Origin of the sequence: Pseudolactococcus reticulitermitis (assembly GCF_002260845.1) — a bacterium.
Taxonomy (GTDB): Bacteria; Bacillota; Bacilli; order Lactobacillales; family Streptococcaceae; genus Pseudolactococcus; species Pseudolactococcus reticulitermitis.
In genome coordinates, this window is record NZ_BEDT01000002.1 from 148,261 (window position 1) to 163,079 (window position 14,819).

Below are 14,819 nucleotides of genomic sequence, written 5' to 3' on the forward strand. Positions count from 1 at the left end.
TGCTACAAGCCATTTGACAAAGCCATCAACTCATCGAAACGGATTCCAAAGTCGACCGCCATTCACAACAATCAAGATGATACTTATTATAACAGAAAATCCCGCAAGCCACATGGCGCGTTTATCCCGCTCGCTTATCGGGCGCATCTGATACCAGGTGCGTTTTTGTTTTTTGCCGAAATGTCGGCTGGCTAGTGTTTCTTCGTGTTTTGCTTGCAGCAAAAATCGAACAGCATCAAACTTTGAAAACACTAGATTTTGTGCAGCAGCGGCATCACGAAGTTTGAGATAATTAATTGTAAATCGTTTTCTAAGCCCGAAAAGTCGACCGATTTTGTAAGCCATACGGTAAGGCAGACCGACATAATTGAGACTGGCTGCGATTTCCAAAGGCTGACTGGTCAGTAGAAAAATCTGCAAGAAAGTCAGGATAATCACATCTTTCAGAAAAATAGTCAGTAAATAAAGCGCTTCTTGAAGTGTAAAGTCCGCAATCCAGCTGATATTGTAGTGATAAAGTGTGATACCGTAGTCAGGATTAAGGCTAAAAATAATCACAAGATGTAAGATGATCAAAAACCAAAGCCATTTGGCAAATTTAAGTCTGGCACTCAGAAAATAAGCCAGAGCAATCAAAGCCAGCACACCCAAAAATCGCGTATCGTTAGAAATAAGTGCAGCCACCATGGTCAGGATAAAAATGATGAATTTACTGAATGGGGTTAAAGGTTTCACCATCAGAAGACCTCCTGTCTATCCATGAATGGTAGGAATTGCTCTTGGTCAGTGACGAGCAAGAGTGTCACGCCTTTTTGATCAAGATAGGTCAAGATTTCTGGGAAACCTTCAAATTCTGGCTGCTCAATGATGACGATTGGCGTGGCTTGCATGAGAATACAGGCAGTTGTGAACAAACGTTTTTGACGATGCGATAACTGAGATAGTCTCTCATTTTTGATAGCAGTTAGCTGACAGAGCGCGAGTAGCTCATCAGAAATACCAGCATCTCGGACGCGTTTAACAAAAATCATATCGTCAGGATTAGCCATGATATAGCCGATTTTTCTGCCACGTTTATCGAGAGATTGGTGGGTCACATCTTCGTAATAGAAATCAATCTCGCCTGATGTTGGACGAAAACCCGCCAGCATATCAGCGATAGGTAGCTCAGCAGGGGCTGAAATTGCGACTTTTTCACCCTCGTAAATGGCGAAGCTCATTTGAGGCACAAGCTCAGTCACGGAAAGAATAGCTTTGTCGGGATTGATTTGACGGTTAAGGTCAAGGTCAACTGTAGCCAGCGCAGTTTCAGATAAATCAATCACTTGGTCAAACAGTTCAGGTTCAAAATCACCCGTCACAATCAGTGTCCCCTCAAAAGCTTCAGGCAAAAATAAAGGCTCATCCAAGACTAAAATCTCAGTGGGATAGATGAGAAGTTGCGCCATTGCCAGCACTTGTTTCTTGTAGGGAGACAAGTCCGAAATAGCAGTGTCAAGGTCATCTGTCAAGTGATAGGTTTCAGCACTCTCTTGAACGCTTGCTCGCATTTGCCCCAAGGGAATGGCATTGTTTTCTAAGTTAAAGGCGAGATTTTCCGCTACTGTGCCAGATATGAAATTGTCATCTAGAGTTTGGAAAAGGAAGTCAAACTGATGTTTGGGGAGTTGGCCGGCTATTTTTTTGAGTAATCTTGTTTTACCGCTAGCCATCGCGCCTTTAATCAAGATTTTGTCGCCGGTCTGGATGACGAGCTGGTCATCTTCTAATGCTAATAAAGTGTTCTTTGTGTTCATTATACAATCTATTTTACCAAAAAAGCAGAAAAATTGATATAATAGGAAACATGATGAAAAAACCAATGATTATTGGTGTGACAGGAGGGTCTGCTTCGGGTAAGACTTCTGTTAGCCAAGCCATACTGACAAACTTTTCAAATGAACAAATCGCTTTGATTGAGCATGATTCTTATTACAAAGACCAGAGCCATCTGGACTTTGAGGAGCGTCTCAAGACCAACTATGACCATCCTTTAGCCTATGATACGACGTATTTGATTCGCCAGCTTGAGGAGCTTCAAGCGGGAAAAGAAGTCGCCATTCCGATTTATGACTACACCAATCATACGCGTAGTCAAGAAACTTACTGTCAAAAACCAGTGGATGTCATCATTGTCGAAGGGATTTTAGTCCTAGAAGATGAGCGCTTGCGGGATATGATGGCGATTAAGATTTTTGTGGATACAGATGACGATGTTCGGATTATTCGTCGAATTAAGCGGGATATGTCAGAACGTGGTCGGAGTTTAGATAGTATTATCGAGCAGTATTTGAACGCTGTTAAACCGATGTATCATGAATTTATTGAGCCAACGAAACGGTATGCAGATTTGATTATTCCCGAAGGCATCAGTAATTTAGTCGGTCTAGACATCATCAATACCAAGATTGCAGCCATTTTGGAAGAAAATAAGTAAGAAAACGTTTACAAATCTTTGTGAATTATGCTATAATGTCGTTAAACTAAAAATTAGAAGGACATATTGATAGATGAAAAACGATTTGTTTGATGGACTCAAAGCGAAAATTGCAGGAAAAAACTTAAAGATAGTTTTTCCTGAAGGGATTGAACCACGGATTATTGGTGCTGCTTACCGCTTGCAGTCTGAACAGTTAGTGACGCCGATTCTTTTGGGCAATGTTGAAGAAATTTCAGCGACCTTACGCTCACGTGGTTTGCAGTCATCGCTCTTTACGATTATTGATCCAGCAGATTATGATGGGTTTGATGAGATGGTTGTTGCCTTCGTTGAACGTCGTGCTGGCAAAGTCACGGAAGAGCAGGCGCGCGATGTTTTATTAGATGTCAACTATTTTGGCACCATGCTAGTCTATATGGGGCTTGCTGATGGCTTGGTATCTGGTGCGGTTCACTCGACGGCTGATACGGTGCGCCCAGCGCTCCAAATCATTAAAACGAAACCAGGAATTTCACGGACATCAGGTGCATTCTTGATGGTACGCGCCTATGGTCAAGAAAAATATATTTTCAGTGATTGTGCCATCAATATTAAACCGGGTGCGCAAGAATTGGCAGAAATCGCCATTGATTCAGCAGCAACGGCAAAATTGTTTGACATCGAGCCACGTGTGGCCATGCTCAGTTTTTCAACCAATGGTTCTGGCGCATCAGAAGATGTGACAAAAGTTGTTGAGGCGACAAAAATTGCCAAAGACTTACGTCCAGACCTTAAAATTGATGGTGAAATGCAATTTGATGCGGCCTTTGTGCCAGAAGTTGGTCGTTTGAAATTCCCGAATTCTCAAGTTGCTGGTAATGCGAGTGTCTTTGTTTTCCCAGATTTACAATCTGGGAATATCGGTTATAAAATCGCCCAACGTCTCGGAAATTTCGAAGCCATTGGCCCAATTCTTCAAGGCTTGAACAAACCAGTGTCTGACTTGTCACGTGGTTCAAATGAAGAAGATGTCTATAAATTATCCATCATCACCGCTGCGCAGGCTTTGATGTAAGTCAAATAAAAAATCTGACAACATTAGATGTCAGATTTTTTATTGTGCTTAAAGCCATCCCCAGTGTTTAAAGGCATTGACAATACCATGGTCAGTATTGGCTGTTGTGACAAAGTCAGCAATCGCTTTAAGGTCATCTATGGCATTACCCATGGCAGTCGCATGGTCAACAGCTTCTAGGAGATGGAGATCATTTGGCCCATCGCCAAAGCCGTAAGTTTCGCCTGTAAAGCCAAGTAATTCGACAACTTTTTTGATTCCCGTCCCCTTGTTTGAACCGGCATTGATGATGTCAATCGAATAAGGTGAATTTTTGAAATAATTAAATTCAGGCACCAGATTTTGGTAATACGCCACATCAGAAACTTGGTCAGTAATGACTAAGAGCATATTGATTTCGGTTGTTAGGTAATGTGTCGAATCGACGGTCGGGAGTGGTGCATCTGTGTAGCCGTAGGCTTTTTTCACGAGATCAGTCATCTCAGACACACAGTAAGTGTCCTTGTCATAAAAGGCGAGCGCTTGCTGTTTCGCATCAGCGATGGTTTTCAGTTTAGCGATGCTCTCCGCTGCCATCGCCTCGTGATAAATGACTTCTCCCTCAACGATGATAAATTGACCGTTCATGGTCACAGCGCTGGTAATGCCAGCCTGAGCCATGAGCGCGTCCAGCTCAAAATGCCCACGACCCGTAGCAATCACAGGTAAAATGCCCTTACGGCGAATATGGTGCAAGGCTTGAATAACTTCCTCATCTAATTGGCTGTTCTTGTTGAGCAGTGTGCCATCCAAATCGAAAAAAGCCATGGCATGATATGTCTTGTTTATATTTTCCATAAGTTTAGTATATCAAATTATGGTATAATTGTAGTAACTATGGCTAAGAAAACTCAAAAAAAAACAAATAAGAACAGAAAAATATCCAAAAAAGCACAGGCTGAACAAGCAGAAAAACAAAAAGTCGTGGCATTGTTTGTCACCTTATTTTTGCTGATTTTCGCAGCGACCCGTCTCGGCATGTTCGGCATTTCGCTCTATAACTTAATCCGAATCGCCGTCGGCAGTCTCGCTTATACCGTCATTATTACTGGCGTTATCATGATTATCCTGCCCATCTTTAAAAAAGAATTTTCAGCAGCACACCGCAAATCAATCATCGGTCTGATTTTAATCTTTTTGGCCATGGTGTTAGGCTTTCAGGCGCATTTTGATAACCTTGTCGGGACTAACCACACCTGGGCTGTGGTTTCAAGCCAGCTTATCAAACTGAAAGTGACTGAATTTGCAGGCGCGGGCATGCTTGGTCATGCGATTTATTCGCCACTGAAACTCCTTTTTTCAGTCATCGGCGTTTATTTGATTGCAGGACTTTTACTAATTCCTGGCTTGTATTATCTGTCGCCACAATTTTGGCAGGCTATTTTTGCCAAACTCAAAGTCAGCTTAGCAGACAAACGAGAAAAACGTCAAGCAGAAAAAACAGAACGCCAAGCGACGCGTGAAGCGGTAGCAGTAGCTGAAACAGCGCCACTTGAAACTGCAAGTATTGACCCACAAGAATTAACAGCGCCAAATGTTTATGACGTCTTGCCTTATAAAGAGCCTGAAATTGTCATGCCAGATTATGAGCCAGAAACGGGTGAGATTTTAGCACCTGAACCAGACGCGGAAACGGATGAAACAGACGATAATCTCCCTATCAATTTCACCGCAACACCTGAAATGTCTCGTTATCAATTACCAGATGCGACCTTGCTTGCCCCAACGCCGATTAAAAATCAGGCTAATGAACGCAAGAATGTCCAACATAATATCAAAATACTAGAAACAACCTTTAAAAGTTTTGGGATTCAAGCGACAGTTGAATCAGCAATCGTTGGCCCATCTGTGTCAAAATATGAAATCAAACCCGCAACTGGCGTTAAAGTTAGCCGAATTCTCAATCTCCAAGATGATTTAGCTTTAGCTTTAGCCGCAAAAGATGTCAGAATTGAAGCGCCAATCCCCGGAAAATCAGTCGTCGGGATTGAAATTCCGAACTCGGAAGTTGCCATGGTCGGTTTTCGTGAGATGTGGGAAAATGCCCAGACCAATCCTGACAATCTGTTAGAAGTCCCGCTCGGGAAAGCAGTTGATGGCTCGATTAAGACGTTCAATCTGGCTAAAATGCCCCATATTTTAGTCGCAGGCTCAACCGGTTCAGGTAAATCGGTCGCGGTGAATGGCATCATTACCAGTATCCTGATGAAGGCACTCCCTAGTCAAGTCAAGTTTCTCATGGTTGACCCCAAAATGGTCGAGCTGGATGTCTATAATGATATTCCGCATCTTCTCATTCCAGTTGTGACCAATCCACGTAAAGCAGCGCGCGCCTTGCAAAAAGTCGTGGATGAAATGGAAAATCGTTATGAACTTTTCCGTCGTGTCGGCTCACGCAATATGGAGGGCTACAATGCCAAAGTCGAGAAATTTAACGCTGAAAATGAAGAAAAACAGCAGACTTTACCGCTTATTGTCGTGATTGTCGATGAATTGGCAGACTTGATGATGGTCGCCTCCAAAGAAGTTGAAGACGCCATCATTCGGATTGGGCAAAAAGCGCGTGCGGCAGGCATTCACATGATTCTTGCCACACAACGGCCGTCCGTTGATGTTATCAGCGGTCTGATTAAGGCTAACGTGCCGAGCCGTGTCGCTTTTGCTGTCTCTTCTGGTACAGATTCGCGGACGATTATTGATAGCAATGGCGCTGAAAAACTCCTCGGTCGCGGTGATATGCTCTTTAAGCCGATTGATGAAAATCACGCCATTCGCTTGCAGGGCGCTTTCCTGTCAGATGATGACGTGGCAAGCGTTGTCAACTTCATTAAAAATCAAGCCAGTGCGGATTATGATGAAACATTTGACCCGGGCGAAGTGGCAGAAGATGATGCGAGAGGATTTGACAGCAATGGTGGCGCTAGTGCTTCCGATTCTGGCGACCCCCTCTTTGAGCAAGCCAAACAGCTGGTCATCGAGAGCCAAAAAGCCTCAGCCTCCATGCTCCAACGTCGCCTGTCGACCGGCTTTAACAGAGCCACACGCATTATGGAAGAGCTAGAGGCAGCCGGCATCATCACCCCTGCCGAAGGCACGAAACCTCGCAAGGTTTTAGTCACTCAGCTGGACGAGCCTGCGGCTGATACGGAAAATGGAGGTAGCCATGACAGTATTTGATGCGCTATCGCGGCTATCAGCAGCGGACTTACCTCAGTTCACTGTGATTTCAGGAGAAAATGACGATATTATTTCTGAGCTGAAGACACAGATTTTCCAGAAAATCGGCTTTGACCCCTCAGATTTATCTCAGGCCTATTTCGACATGACCGAGTCTGACCCAAATCTAGCCCTCGAAGAATTGGAAAGCCTCCCATTTTTTGGGGATGGCATGCTCGTTGTCTTTGAAAATCTCTGGGATTTGACCACCGTCAAAAAATCAGTTTTGACAGAACAACAGGTAACACGGTTAGAGAATTTTCTGGATAATCCGCTCGAGACAACCAAAGTTATCTTCATCTGTCATGGCAAATTAGACGGCAAACGCCGCATTGTTAAGAAACTTAAAAAACTCGCTTTTCATCTGGAAGCTACTGACTTAAAGCCAAATGAATTGACCCAATATTTTATCACTGATTCAGGTTTACAACCTAATATCGTTAATCTCATCATTGAGAAGTCGAATGCAAACTTTGCCATCATCAGACAGAATATCGAAATGGTTAAAACCTATGCAGATGGCAGAGCCATCACGCCTGACGATGTTCAAGCAGCAGTGCCCAAATCGCTATCTGACAACATTTTCGACCTGACGGACTTGATTTTGAAATCGAAATTAGTCGAAGCACGGGCCTTGGTCGCAGATCTCGTCTTACAAGGAGAAGATGAGATTAAGTTGTTGGCGATTTTGACCATCAATTTTCGCTTGTACTTTCAAATTAAGCTCTTGCTAGATAAGCACTACACAGATAGGCAGCTAATCGAGTTTTTGAAAATCAATCCCTATCGTCTGAAATTTTTAGTCGGTCCTGCGCGAGCTAGAAGCAGAGCCTTTTTAGCCCAAGCCTTGCGACAGTTGATTGATACCGACTACAAAATCAAATCGGGGCAGGCAGATAAAAAATTCCTCTTGGATATGGCATTAATCCGCCTATCTGAGAAAAAATAATCATAAAAGGAACATGACACATGACCATTTCAGCTGAACACTATGATGAACTCGTTGCCATTCGCCATCATCTTCACGAAAATCCTGAATTATCAGGGCAGGAATTTGAAACGACAGCTTATATCAAAGCCTATCTGGAAAACTTGACTATTGAGATTTTGGAGACGGGCTTAAAAACCGGTCTGGTAGCGCAAGTTGGTCAGGGTGAACCAGTGATCGCCTTGCGGGCAGATATTGACGCTCTTCCGATTTTGGAAAATACAGGTCTACCGTTTGCCTCTAAAAATGCGGGTGTGATGCACGCTTGTGGGCATGATTTGCACCAAACCAGTCTGTTAGGCGCTGCTAAAGTTCTAAAACAGCGCGAAACTGAGTTAAACGGCACTGTGAAACTGATTTTCCAACATGCTGAAGAAGCTCATTTTGGGGCAACAGACGTTTTAGCCACAGGGATTTTGTCAGATGTGCAAGCCATCATTGGCTACCACAATATGCCGACCTTACCAGCTGGTCAGATTGGCATTCGTGAAAAAGGGGTTATGGCAGCAGTTGACCAATTTTTCGTGACCGTTACGGGTATCGGATCACATGCTGCCTATCCACACGAGGGGGCGGATAGCATCGTTGCGACCAGTGCGATTGTCTCAAGTCTACAGCAAATCGTGTCGCGTAACATGGATCCTCAGCGTGCTGTTGTCGTCTCCGTGACCCACATGGCGGCAGGCAATACCTGGAATGTATTACCAGACACAGCTATTTTCGAGGGAACCATTCGTAGCTTCGAGCAAGCTGATCGCGCGCTTGCCAAACAACGCTTTTATGACATTGTTGAAAATGTTGCCAATGCTTACGGCGTGACGGTCGACATTGACTGGATTTTAGGGACAAATGTGACCTATAACGATCCAGAATTATCAGCTTTTCTATTGGATGAAACGAGCCGCTGGCATGATGATGTCGTTGTGCCTGAGCTGTCAAATGCAGGCGAAGATTTTGCGAGTTATCAAGAGCAGATACCTGGCGTTTTTGCTTTCATTGGTAGCAATGGTCCAGGCAGTCCAGGTCTGCATTTTTCTGATATGACGGTCAAAGATGAAGCGATTCCTGTGGCGGTCGATTATTATGTCAATAATACCTTTGCGCTTTTGGAAAAGTTGGGGCAATAATCAAGTCATGACTAAAAGCAAGTCATCATCTATAAGTATTTTTTGACAAAGCTGATCAAATTTGCTACAATGGTTTAAAGCGATGAAACCAAGTGGCGCGGGTGGAGCTTGAATTGAATATGAGGGCTTGATTGATTAAAGCAATCAAGAATTCAGGTGGAACCGCGTCGATAAGGCGTCCTGATACTAGAACACGAAATGTGTCAAGTATCAGGGCGTTTTTGTGTTTTAGGCAACATTTTAAATGACAAGACAGTCATAATGGAGGAATTATGTCGAACAAACTATCATTTCAAGAAATCATCCTAACACTCCAAGAATTTTGGAGCAAGCAAGGTGCCAATCTCATGCAAGCCTACGATAACGAAGTCGGTGCAGGCACCATGTCGCCCTATACTTTTTTGCGTGCCAATGGTCCAGAACCGTGGAACGCTGCCTATGTGCAGCCGTCACGTCGCCCAGCAGATGGTCGCTATGGCGAAAACCCAAATCGCCTGTTCCAACACCATCAATTCCAAGTGGTCATGAAGCCTTCGCCTAAAAATATCCAACAGCTCTACTTAGATAGCCTCGCAGCATTGGGCATTAATGCCCTAGAGCATGATATTCGCTTCGTCGAAGATAACTGGGAAAACCCGTCAATGGGTGCGGCTGGGATTGGCTGGGAAGTTTGGCTGGACGGGATGGAAGTGACGCAGTTCACGTATTTCCAACAAGTCGGCGGGATTGAAGTCGATTCGGTGACGTCTGAGATTACCTATGGTCTCGAGCGTTTGGCGTCTTATATCCAAGAGGTTGAGTCAGTTTATGACCTTGAGTGGGGCAATGGTGTGCTTTATGGTGATATTTTCACGGAGCCAGAGTATGAGCATTCAAAATTTGCTTTTGAGGAAATCGAAACGGATACTTTCTTGACGCTTTTTGATACCTATGAAGCGCAAGCGACGAAATTACTTGATTTGGGGCTCGTGCATCCGGCTTATGATTTCATCTTGAAATCAAGTCATACCTTTAACTTGCTAGATGCGAGTGGTGCGGTTTCTGTGACAGAGCGTGCGGGTTATTTGCACCGCGTGCGGACAATGGCGCGTCAAGTGGCGCGGACTTTCATCAATGAACGTGCGAAGCTCGGTTTCCCGCTCTTGAAAGATGCTGAACTACGCGACAAATATCTGGGAGAAAACGGCAAATACACAGAAGTTGCTGGAGGTGACAAATAATGGCAAACTATTTACTTGAAATTGGCTTAGAAGAAATGCCAGCGCACCTTGTAAGTGCTGCATCTCAACAACTTGTAACGCGCGTGGCAGACTTTTTGACAGAAAACCGCGTGACCTTTGAAAGCGTCACAAAATTCTCAACACCCCGCCGCTTGGCTGTTTTGGTTAATGGTCTAGCAGATGCCTCAGCGTCAATCGATGAAGAAGTCAAAGGACCATCAGCCAAAATCGCCAAAGATACAGAAGGCAATTGGTCAAAAGCTATCCAAGGTTTCTCACGTGGTCAAGGCGTCACACCCGATGATTTGGTCCTAAAAGGCGATTACTACTACGCCAATAAACACATCACTGGCATTGCAACAGCAGACATTTTGACCAAAATTGGTAGCGATGTCATCAGCAAAATGAACTTCTCGACCTACATGAAGTGGGCCAACAATAACTTCCTTTTCGTTCGCCCAATCCAGTGGCTCGTCAGCTTGCTCGACACGGACCTCGTACCATTTGACCTGCTTGACGTCACAGCGAGCAACGTGACGCACGGCCACCGGTTCTTGTTTGACGACACGATCGTTTTGGCAAATGCGTCAGATTATGAAGCAAGTCTGAAACAAGCCTTTGTCGTAGCAGATGCAGACGCTCGTAAAGCAACCATCCAAGCACAAATTGCAGCGATTGCCAAAGCCAATAGCTGGGAAATCTACCTAGAACCAAGCTTGTTAGAAGAAGTCAATAACTTAGTCGAATATCCAACAGCCTTCGTCGGTGATTTCGATGCCAAATATTTGGAAGTACCAGAAGAAGTCCTAGTCACATCCATGCGCGAACATCAACGCTATTTCGAAGTGCGTGATTTGACTGGTAACCTCCAACCACATTTCATCTCAGTCAGAAATGGGAATGCTGAGCACATCGAAAATGTTGCCAAGGGGAACCAAAAAGTCCTCGTTGCGCGTCTTGAAGATGCTGAATTTTTCTGGCGGGAAGACCAAAAACTCAAAATTGCAGATTTGGTTGAGAAACTCAAAAAAGTGACCTTCCATGAAAAAATCGGATCAGTCCATGCCCACATGGGACGTGTGAAACTGATCGCTGAGAAATTGCGTCAACAAGCCAATTTGCCAGCTGACTATGATGTCAAACTTGACCGCGCGGCTGACATTTACAAATTTGACCTTTTAACAGGCATGGTCGGAGAATTCGATGAGTTGCAAGGAGTTATGGGGGAAAAATATGCCCTTCTTGCAGGCGAAGATGCAGCAGTTGCAGCAAGTATCCGTGAACACTATCTGCCAACATCAGCTGACGGTGCTTTGCCCCAAACTGAAATCGGTGCCGTCCTTGCTATCGCAGATAAATTAGACACGATTTTAGCCTTCTTTACCGTTGGTTTGATTCCAAGTGGGTCAAACGATCCCTATGCCCTTCGCCGTGCAACAGCAGGGATTTTACGAATTATTGAAGACCAAGACTGGGCTATTGAGCTGGATGCGCTTATTACAGAGCTTTATACGCTTGACCTGAATGGTTTTAGCTATGACCGCAAAGATGAGGTCATGACTTTCATCAATGGTCGTGTGGCTAAAATGCTTGAAGGCACAGCGCGCTATGACATCATCGAAGCAGTTTTAGCGACTGGGTCGCTTGACGTGGCAGCCTTAAGAGCAGCAGCCCAAGCCATTGATGCGAAAACAAGCGATGCTGACTTTAAAACATCAGTCGAAAACTTGGCGCGTGTCTTTAACTTGGCAAGCAAACTCGAAATAGTGCCAGCGATTGATGAAAATCTCTTTGAAAATGCATCTGAAAAAGCCTTGTTTACAACCAACCAAGCTTTGACATTGACAGACGACAGCTCACAAAATATCAGCAATCTATTCGCTTTATCAGCACCAATCAGTGATTTCTTTGATAACACCATGGTCATGATTGACAATCAAGCCCTTAAGAATAATCGTTTGAGCCTACTTGCGGCTATTGCAAATAAAGCAGGAAAAATCGCTGATTTCACCTTGATTAATACCAAATAATCAAAATGAAAGCGCAGAAAGGAGGAAACAAATGGTAACACCTCAAGATATTGCACGGATTAATGAACTCGCCCGCAAGAAAAAAGCGGAAGGACTCACAGAAGCTGAGAAAGTCGAGCAAGCTGAACTCCGCCAAGCCTATATTTCTGGCGTTAAATCGAGCTTGCGCCACCATGTCGAGTCAATCAAGGTCGTAGACCCAGATGGTAATGACATCACGCCTGAAAAAGCAAAAAAAGCGCAATTTGATAAGGGATTGCGCGATACCTTATAAAAAATCACGTAAAATGGGTGCTGGAAGTCATTTCTGGCACTTTTTTTGTTAGATAAGACTTGATGGGCACTAAGCTGTGAGTAGACCACTTCTGATTTTCTGAAGATAGCAATACGTGAGACTGTAAGATTGACGGATTTCTTAGATGTTCAGCTATTCAAAGTGGAAAAATTAACGATTTTATCCTGAAAAATCTGTTGAAAAGTGTGATATAATGACTATATCTCATGAAAAATGAAAGGCTTTCCAAACATGACTTTTGACAACACTGATCAACTTGCGGTCAATGCGATTCGCACCCTGTCTATTGATGCCATCCAAAAGGCAAATTCAGGTCATCCTGGACTTCCGATGGGGGCTGCACCGATGGCTTACGTCCTTTGGAGTAAGTTTTTGAATGTCAATCCTTTGACACACCGTGATTGGTCAAACCGTGACCGTTTTGTCCTCTCTGCAGGCCATGGCTCTGCCATGCTCTACTCGCTCTTGCACTTGGCAGGCTATGATGTCTCGATTGATGACCTTAAAAACTTCCGTCAATGGCAAAGTAAAACACCGGGGCATCCAGAAGTGGATTGGACAGATGGTGTTGAAGCAACAACTGGGCCACTAGGTCAAGGGATTGCTAACGCTGTTGGTTTGGCCATGGCTGAAGCCCATCTGGCTGCGACTTATAACCGTCCGGGTTACGAAATCGTTGACCATTATACTTACGCGCTCAATGGTGATGGCGATTTGATGGAGGGTGTTTCGCAAGAAGCCGCATCCCTCGCAGCTCAGCTTAAATTAGGCAAGCTTGTTTTGTTATACGATAGTAACGATATTTCCTTGGACGGACCAACGTCAAAATCATTCCCGGATGATATTAAAATGCGTTTCGAGGCATATGGCTGGCAACATATTTTGGTCAAAGATGGCAACGATTTAGAAGAAATTGAAGCAGCGATTACGCGTGCCAAGGCTGAAACTGACAAACCAACGATTATCGAAGTGAAAACAATCATTGGCTTCGGTGCTGAAAAACAAGGCACATCAGGTGTTCATGGCGCGCCATTAGGCACAGACGGTGTTGCATTTGCCAAGAAAAATTACGGTTGGGATTACCCTGACTTTACAGTCCCTGCAGAAGTGAATCAACGTTTCCTTGAAACGCTACGTGCGCGTGGCGAAAGCCTTGAGCAAGTTTGGCGCGAAACTTTTGATGCCTATGCTAAAGATTATCCTGAGTTGGCCAAACAATATGCGGATGCCTTTAGTAATGTCACACCTGAGCTTGACTTGCCTAAGTATGAGCTTGGTACATCAGCTGCTAGCCGTGTGACGTCACAAGAAACGATTCAAAAATTATCAGCACAAATGCCAAACCTTTGGGGTGGCTCGGCTGACCTTTCTGCCTCAAATAATACCATGGTCAAAGTCGAAAGCGATTTTGAAGCTGGTAATTACGCCGGTCGCAACATCTGGTTTGGTGTGCGTGAATTTGCTATGGCAGCAGCTATGAATGGGATTGCCCTTCATGGTGGGACACGTGTTTATGGTGGGACTTTCTTTGTCTTCTCAAACTACCTCTTGCCAGCTGTTCGGATGGCTGCCTTGCAAGATATCCCTACCGTTTACGTCTTGACACATGATTCAATCGCTGTCGGTGAAGATGGTCCAACGCATGAACCAGTTGAACAATTGGCAAGTGTGCGTTCAATGCCAAACCTTAACGTCATTCGTCCTGCTGATGGCAATGAAGTGATTGCAGCATGGCGTCGTGCAGTAACTGAAACGAAACGCCCAACGGCTTTGATTTTGACCCGTCAAAACTTGCCAGTCTTACCTTATACAGCCGAATTGGCTGAAGCAGGTGTCAATCGTGGTGCTTACATCATTTCACCTGAGCAAAAAGCTGTTGCTCTTGATGGCATCATCATCGCAACAGGTAGCGAAGTGAAACTTGCCATTGACACACAAGCAGAACTTGCCAAAGAAGGGACGAACGTGCGCGTCGTCTCAATGCCAGCACAAAATATCTTTGATGAACAATCTGCTGATTATCAAGAAGAAATTTTACCCCTTGCCGTGACGAAACGGATGGTTATCGAAGCCGGTTCAAGCTTTGGTTGGGGTAAATATATCGGACTTTCTGGTAAAACTTTAACGATTGATACTTGGGGCGCATCTGCACCGGGCGATAAAGTCTTCCAAGAATATGGTTTTACAGTGGAAAATGCTGTGAACATTTATCGTTCATTGTAAAATTGTCAACTATAATTTAACGACTAAAAAACTGTGATTATCAAATGATGACAGTTTTTTTGCTGTCATAAAATAACTTGTTTTTGTTATTTAAACCTATCAGTTGTTAAAACATCAAAAGTAGTTTATAATAATGATTTAGCGGAAC

12 protein-coding genes are annotated in these 14,819 nt (G+C 44.2%); 9 read left to right on the plus strand and 3 right to left on the minus strand.

From position 1 onward, the window contains the following. Window positions 1–30: 30 nt before the first annotated feature. Together RsY01_RS04635 and RsY01_RS04640 are read right to left on the minus strand one after the other, a co-directional pair. Window positions 31–738, minus strand: coding sequence for an energy-coupling factor transporter transmembrane component T family protein (locus RsY01_RS04635; RefSeq protein ID WP_094784386.1), 708 nt, complete (start codon window positions 736–738; stop codon window positions 31–33). Next, entirely contained in the window at window positions 738–1,796 is a 1,059-nt protein-coding gene (locus RsY01_RS04640) for an ATP-binding cassette domain-containing protein (RefSeq protein ID WP_094784387.1), read from the minus strand. The genes RsY01_RS04635 and RsY01_RS04640 overlap by 1 nt, the downstream gene beginning before the upstream one ends. 53 nt (window positions 1,797–1,849) lie before the next feature. Here RsY01_RS04640 and udk point away from each other — a divergent pair, with 53 nt between their 5' ends. Both udk and pta read left to right on the plus strand, forming a co-directional pair. Beyond that, window positions 1,850–2,476, plus strand: a complete 627-nt coding sequence (gene udk, locus RsY01_RS04645) for a uridine kinase (protein ID WP_094784388.1) — start codon at window positions 1,850–1,852, stop codon at window positions 2,474–2,476. Between the two features lie 73 nt (window positions 2,477–2,549). After that, a complete protein-coding gene (pta, locus tag RsY01_RS04650) occupies window positions 2,550–3,533 on the plus strand; it encodes a phosphate acetyltransferase (RefSeq protein ID WP_094784389.1) in 984 nt (327 codons plus the stop codon). 48 nt (window positions 3,534–3,581) lie between these two features. Here the strand turns inward: pta and RsY01_RS04655 are convergent, their stop codons facing one another. Next, entirely contained in the window at window positions 3,582–4,370 is a 789-nt protein-coding gene (locus tag RsY01_RS04655; RefSeq protein ID WP_167373224.1) for a Cof-type HAD-IIB family hydrolase, read from the minus strand. Window positions 4,371–4,409: 39 nt separating this feature from the next. Between RsY01_RS04655 and RsY01_RS04660 the strand changes: the two genes are divergently transcribed. From RsY01_RS04660 to tkt, 7 genes are all read left to right on the plus strand, one after another. Further along, window positions 4,410–6,749 carry a DNA translocase FtsK gene (locus tag RsY01_RS04660; protein ID WP_094784391.1) on the plus strand — a complete coding sequence of 780 codons (2,340 nt, stop codon included), beginning with the start codon at window positions 4,410–4,412 and terminating at the stop codon, window positions 6,747–6,749. Beyond that, a complete protein-coding gene (holA, locus tag RsY01_RS04665; protein WP_094784392.1) occupies window positions 6,736–7,737 on the plus strand; it encodes a DNA polymerase III subunit delta in 1,002 nt (333 codons plus the stop codon). Before RsY01_RS04660 ends, holA begins: the two co-directional genes overlap by 14 nt. Before the next feature lie 20 nt (window positions 7,738–7,757). Further along, a complete protein-coding gene (locus RsY01_RS04670; RefSeq protein ID WP_094784393.1) occupies window positions 7,758–8,903 on the plus strand; it encodes an amidohydrolase in 1,146 nt (381 codons plus the stop codon). Between the two features lie 269 nt (window positions 8,904–9,172). After that, the gene (gene glyQ / locus RsY01_RS04675; protein ID WP_094784394.1) at window positions 9,173–10,123 is read left to right on the plus strand and encodes a glycine--tRNA ligase subunit alpha; all 951 of its coding nucleotides are present in this window, start codon (window positions 9,173–9,175) and stop codon (window positions 10,121–10,123) included. Continuing rightward, window positions 10,123–12,153, plus strand: a complete 2,031-nt coding sequence (glyS, locus tag RsY01_RS04680; RefSeq protein ID WP_094784395.1) for a glycine--tRNA ligase subunit beta — start codon at window positions 10,123–10,125, stop codon at window positions 12,151–12,153. The genes glyQ and glyS overlap by 1 nt, the downstream gene beginning before the upstream one ends. A gap of 31 nt (window positions 12,154–12,184) precedes the next feature. Beyond that, on the plus strand, window positions 12,185–12,427 hold the full coding sequence (locus RsY01_RS04685) for a DUF896 domain-containing protein (protein WP_094784396.1): 243 nt from the start codon (window positions 12,185–12,187) through the stop codon (window positions 12,425–12,427). Window positions 12,428–12,679: 252 nt separating this feature from the next. Then, window positions 12,680–14,671, plus strand: coding sequence for a transketolase (tkt, locus tag RsY01_RS04690; RefSeq protein ID WP_094784672.1), 1,992 nt, complete (start codon window positions 12,680–12,682; stop codon window positions 14,669–14,671). Window positions 14,672–14,819 lie beyond the last annotated feature (148 nt).

Bases quoted from the DNA above. Each gene is read 5' to 3' on its own strand.
- RsY01_RS04635 (WP_094784386.1), bottom strand. From the start codon at position 738: ATGGTGAAACCTTTAACCCCATTCAGTAAATTCATCATTTTTATCCTG.
- RsY01_RS04640 (WP_094784387.1), bottom strand. From the start codon at position 1,796: ATGAACACAAAGAACACTTTATTAGCATTAGAAGATGACCAGCTCGTC.
- udk (WP_094784388.1), top strand. From the start codon at position 1,850: ATGAAAAAACCAATGATTATTGGTGTGACAGGAGGGTCTGCTTCGGGT.
- pta (WP_094784389.1), top strand. From the start codon at position 2,550: ATGAAAAACGATTTGTTTGATGGACTCAAAGCGAAAATTGCAGGAAAA.
- RsY01_RS04655 (WP_167373224.1), bottom strand. From the start codon at position 4,370: ATGGAAAATATAAACAAGACATATCATGCCATGGCTTTTTTCGATTTG.
- RsY01_RS04660 (WP_094784391.1), top strand. From the start codon at position 4,410: ATGGCTAAGAAAACTCAAAAAAAAACAAATAAGAACAGAAAAATATCC.
- holA (WP_094784392.1), top strand. From the start codon at position 6,736: ATGACAGTATTTGATGCGCTATCGCGGCTATCAGCAGCGGACTTACCT.
- RsY01_RS04670 (WP_094784393.1), top strand. From the start codon at position 7,758: ATGACCATTTCAGCTGAACACTATGATGAACTCGTTGCCATTCGCCAT.
- glyS (WP_094784395.1), top strand. From the start codon at position 10,123: ATGGCAAACTATTTACTTGAAATTGGCTTAGAAGAAATGCCAGCGCAC.
- RsY01_RS04685 (WP_094784396.1), top strand. From the start codon at position 12,185: ATGGTAACACCTCAAGATATTGCACGGATTAATGAACTCGCCCGCAAG.
- tkt (WP_094784672.1), top strand. From the start codon at position 12,680: ATGACTTTTGACAACACTGATCAACTTGCGGTCAATGCGATTCGCACC.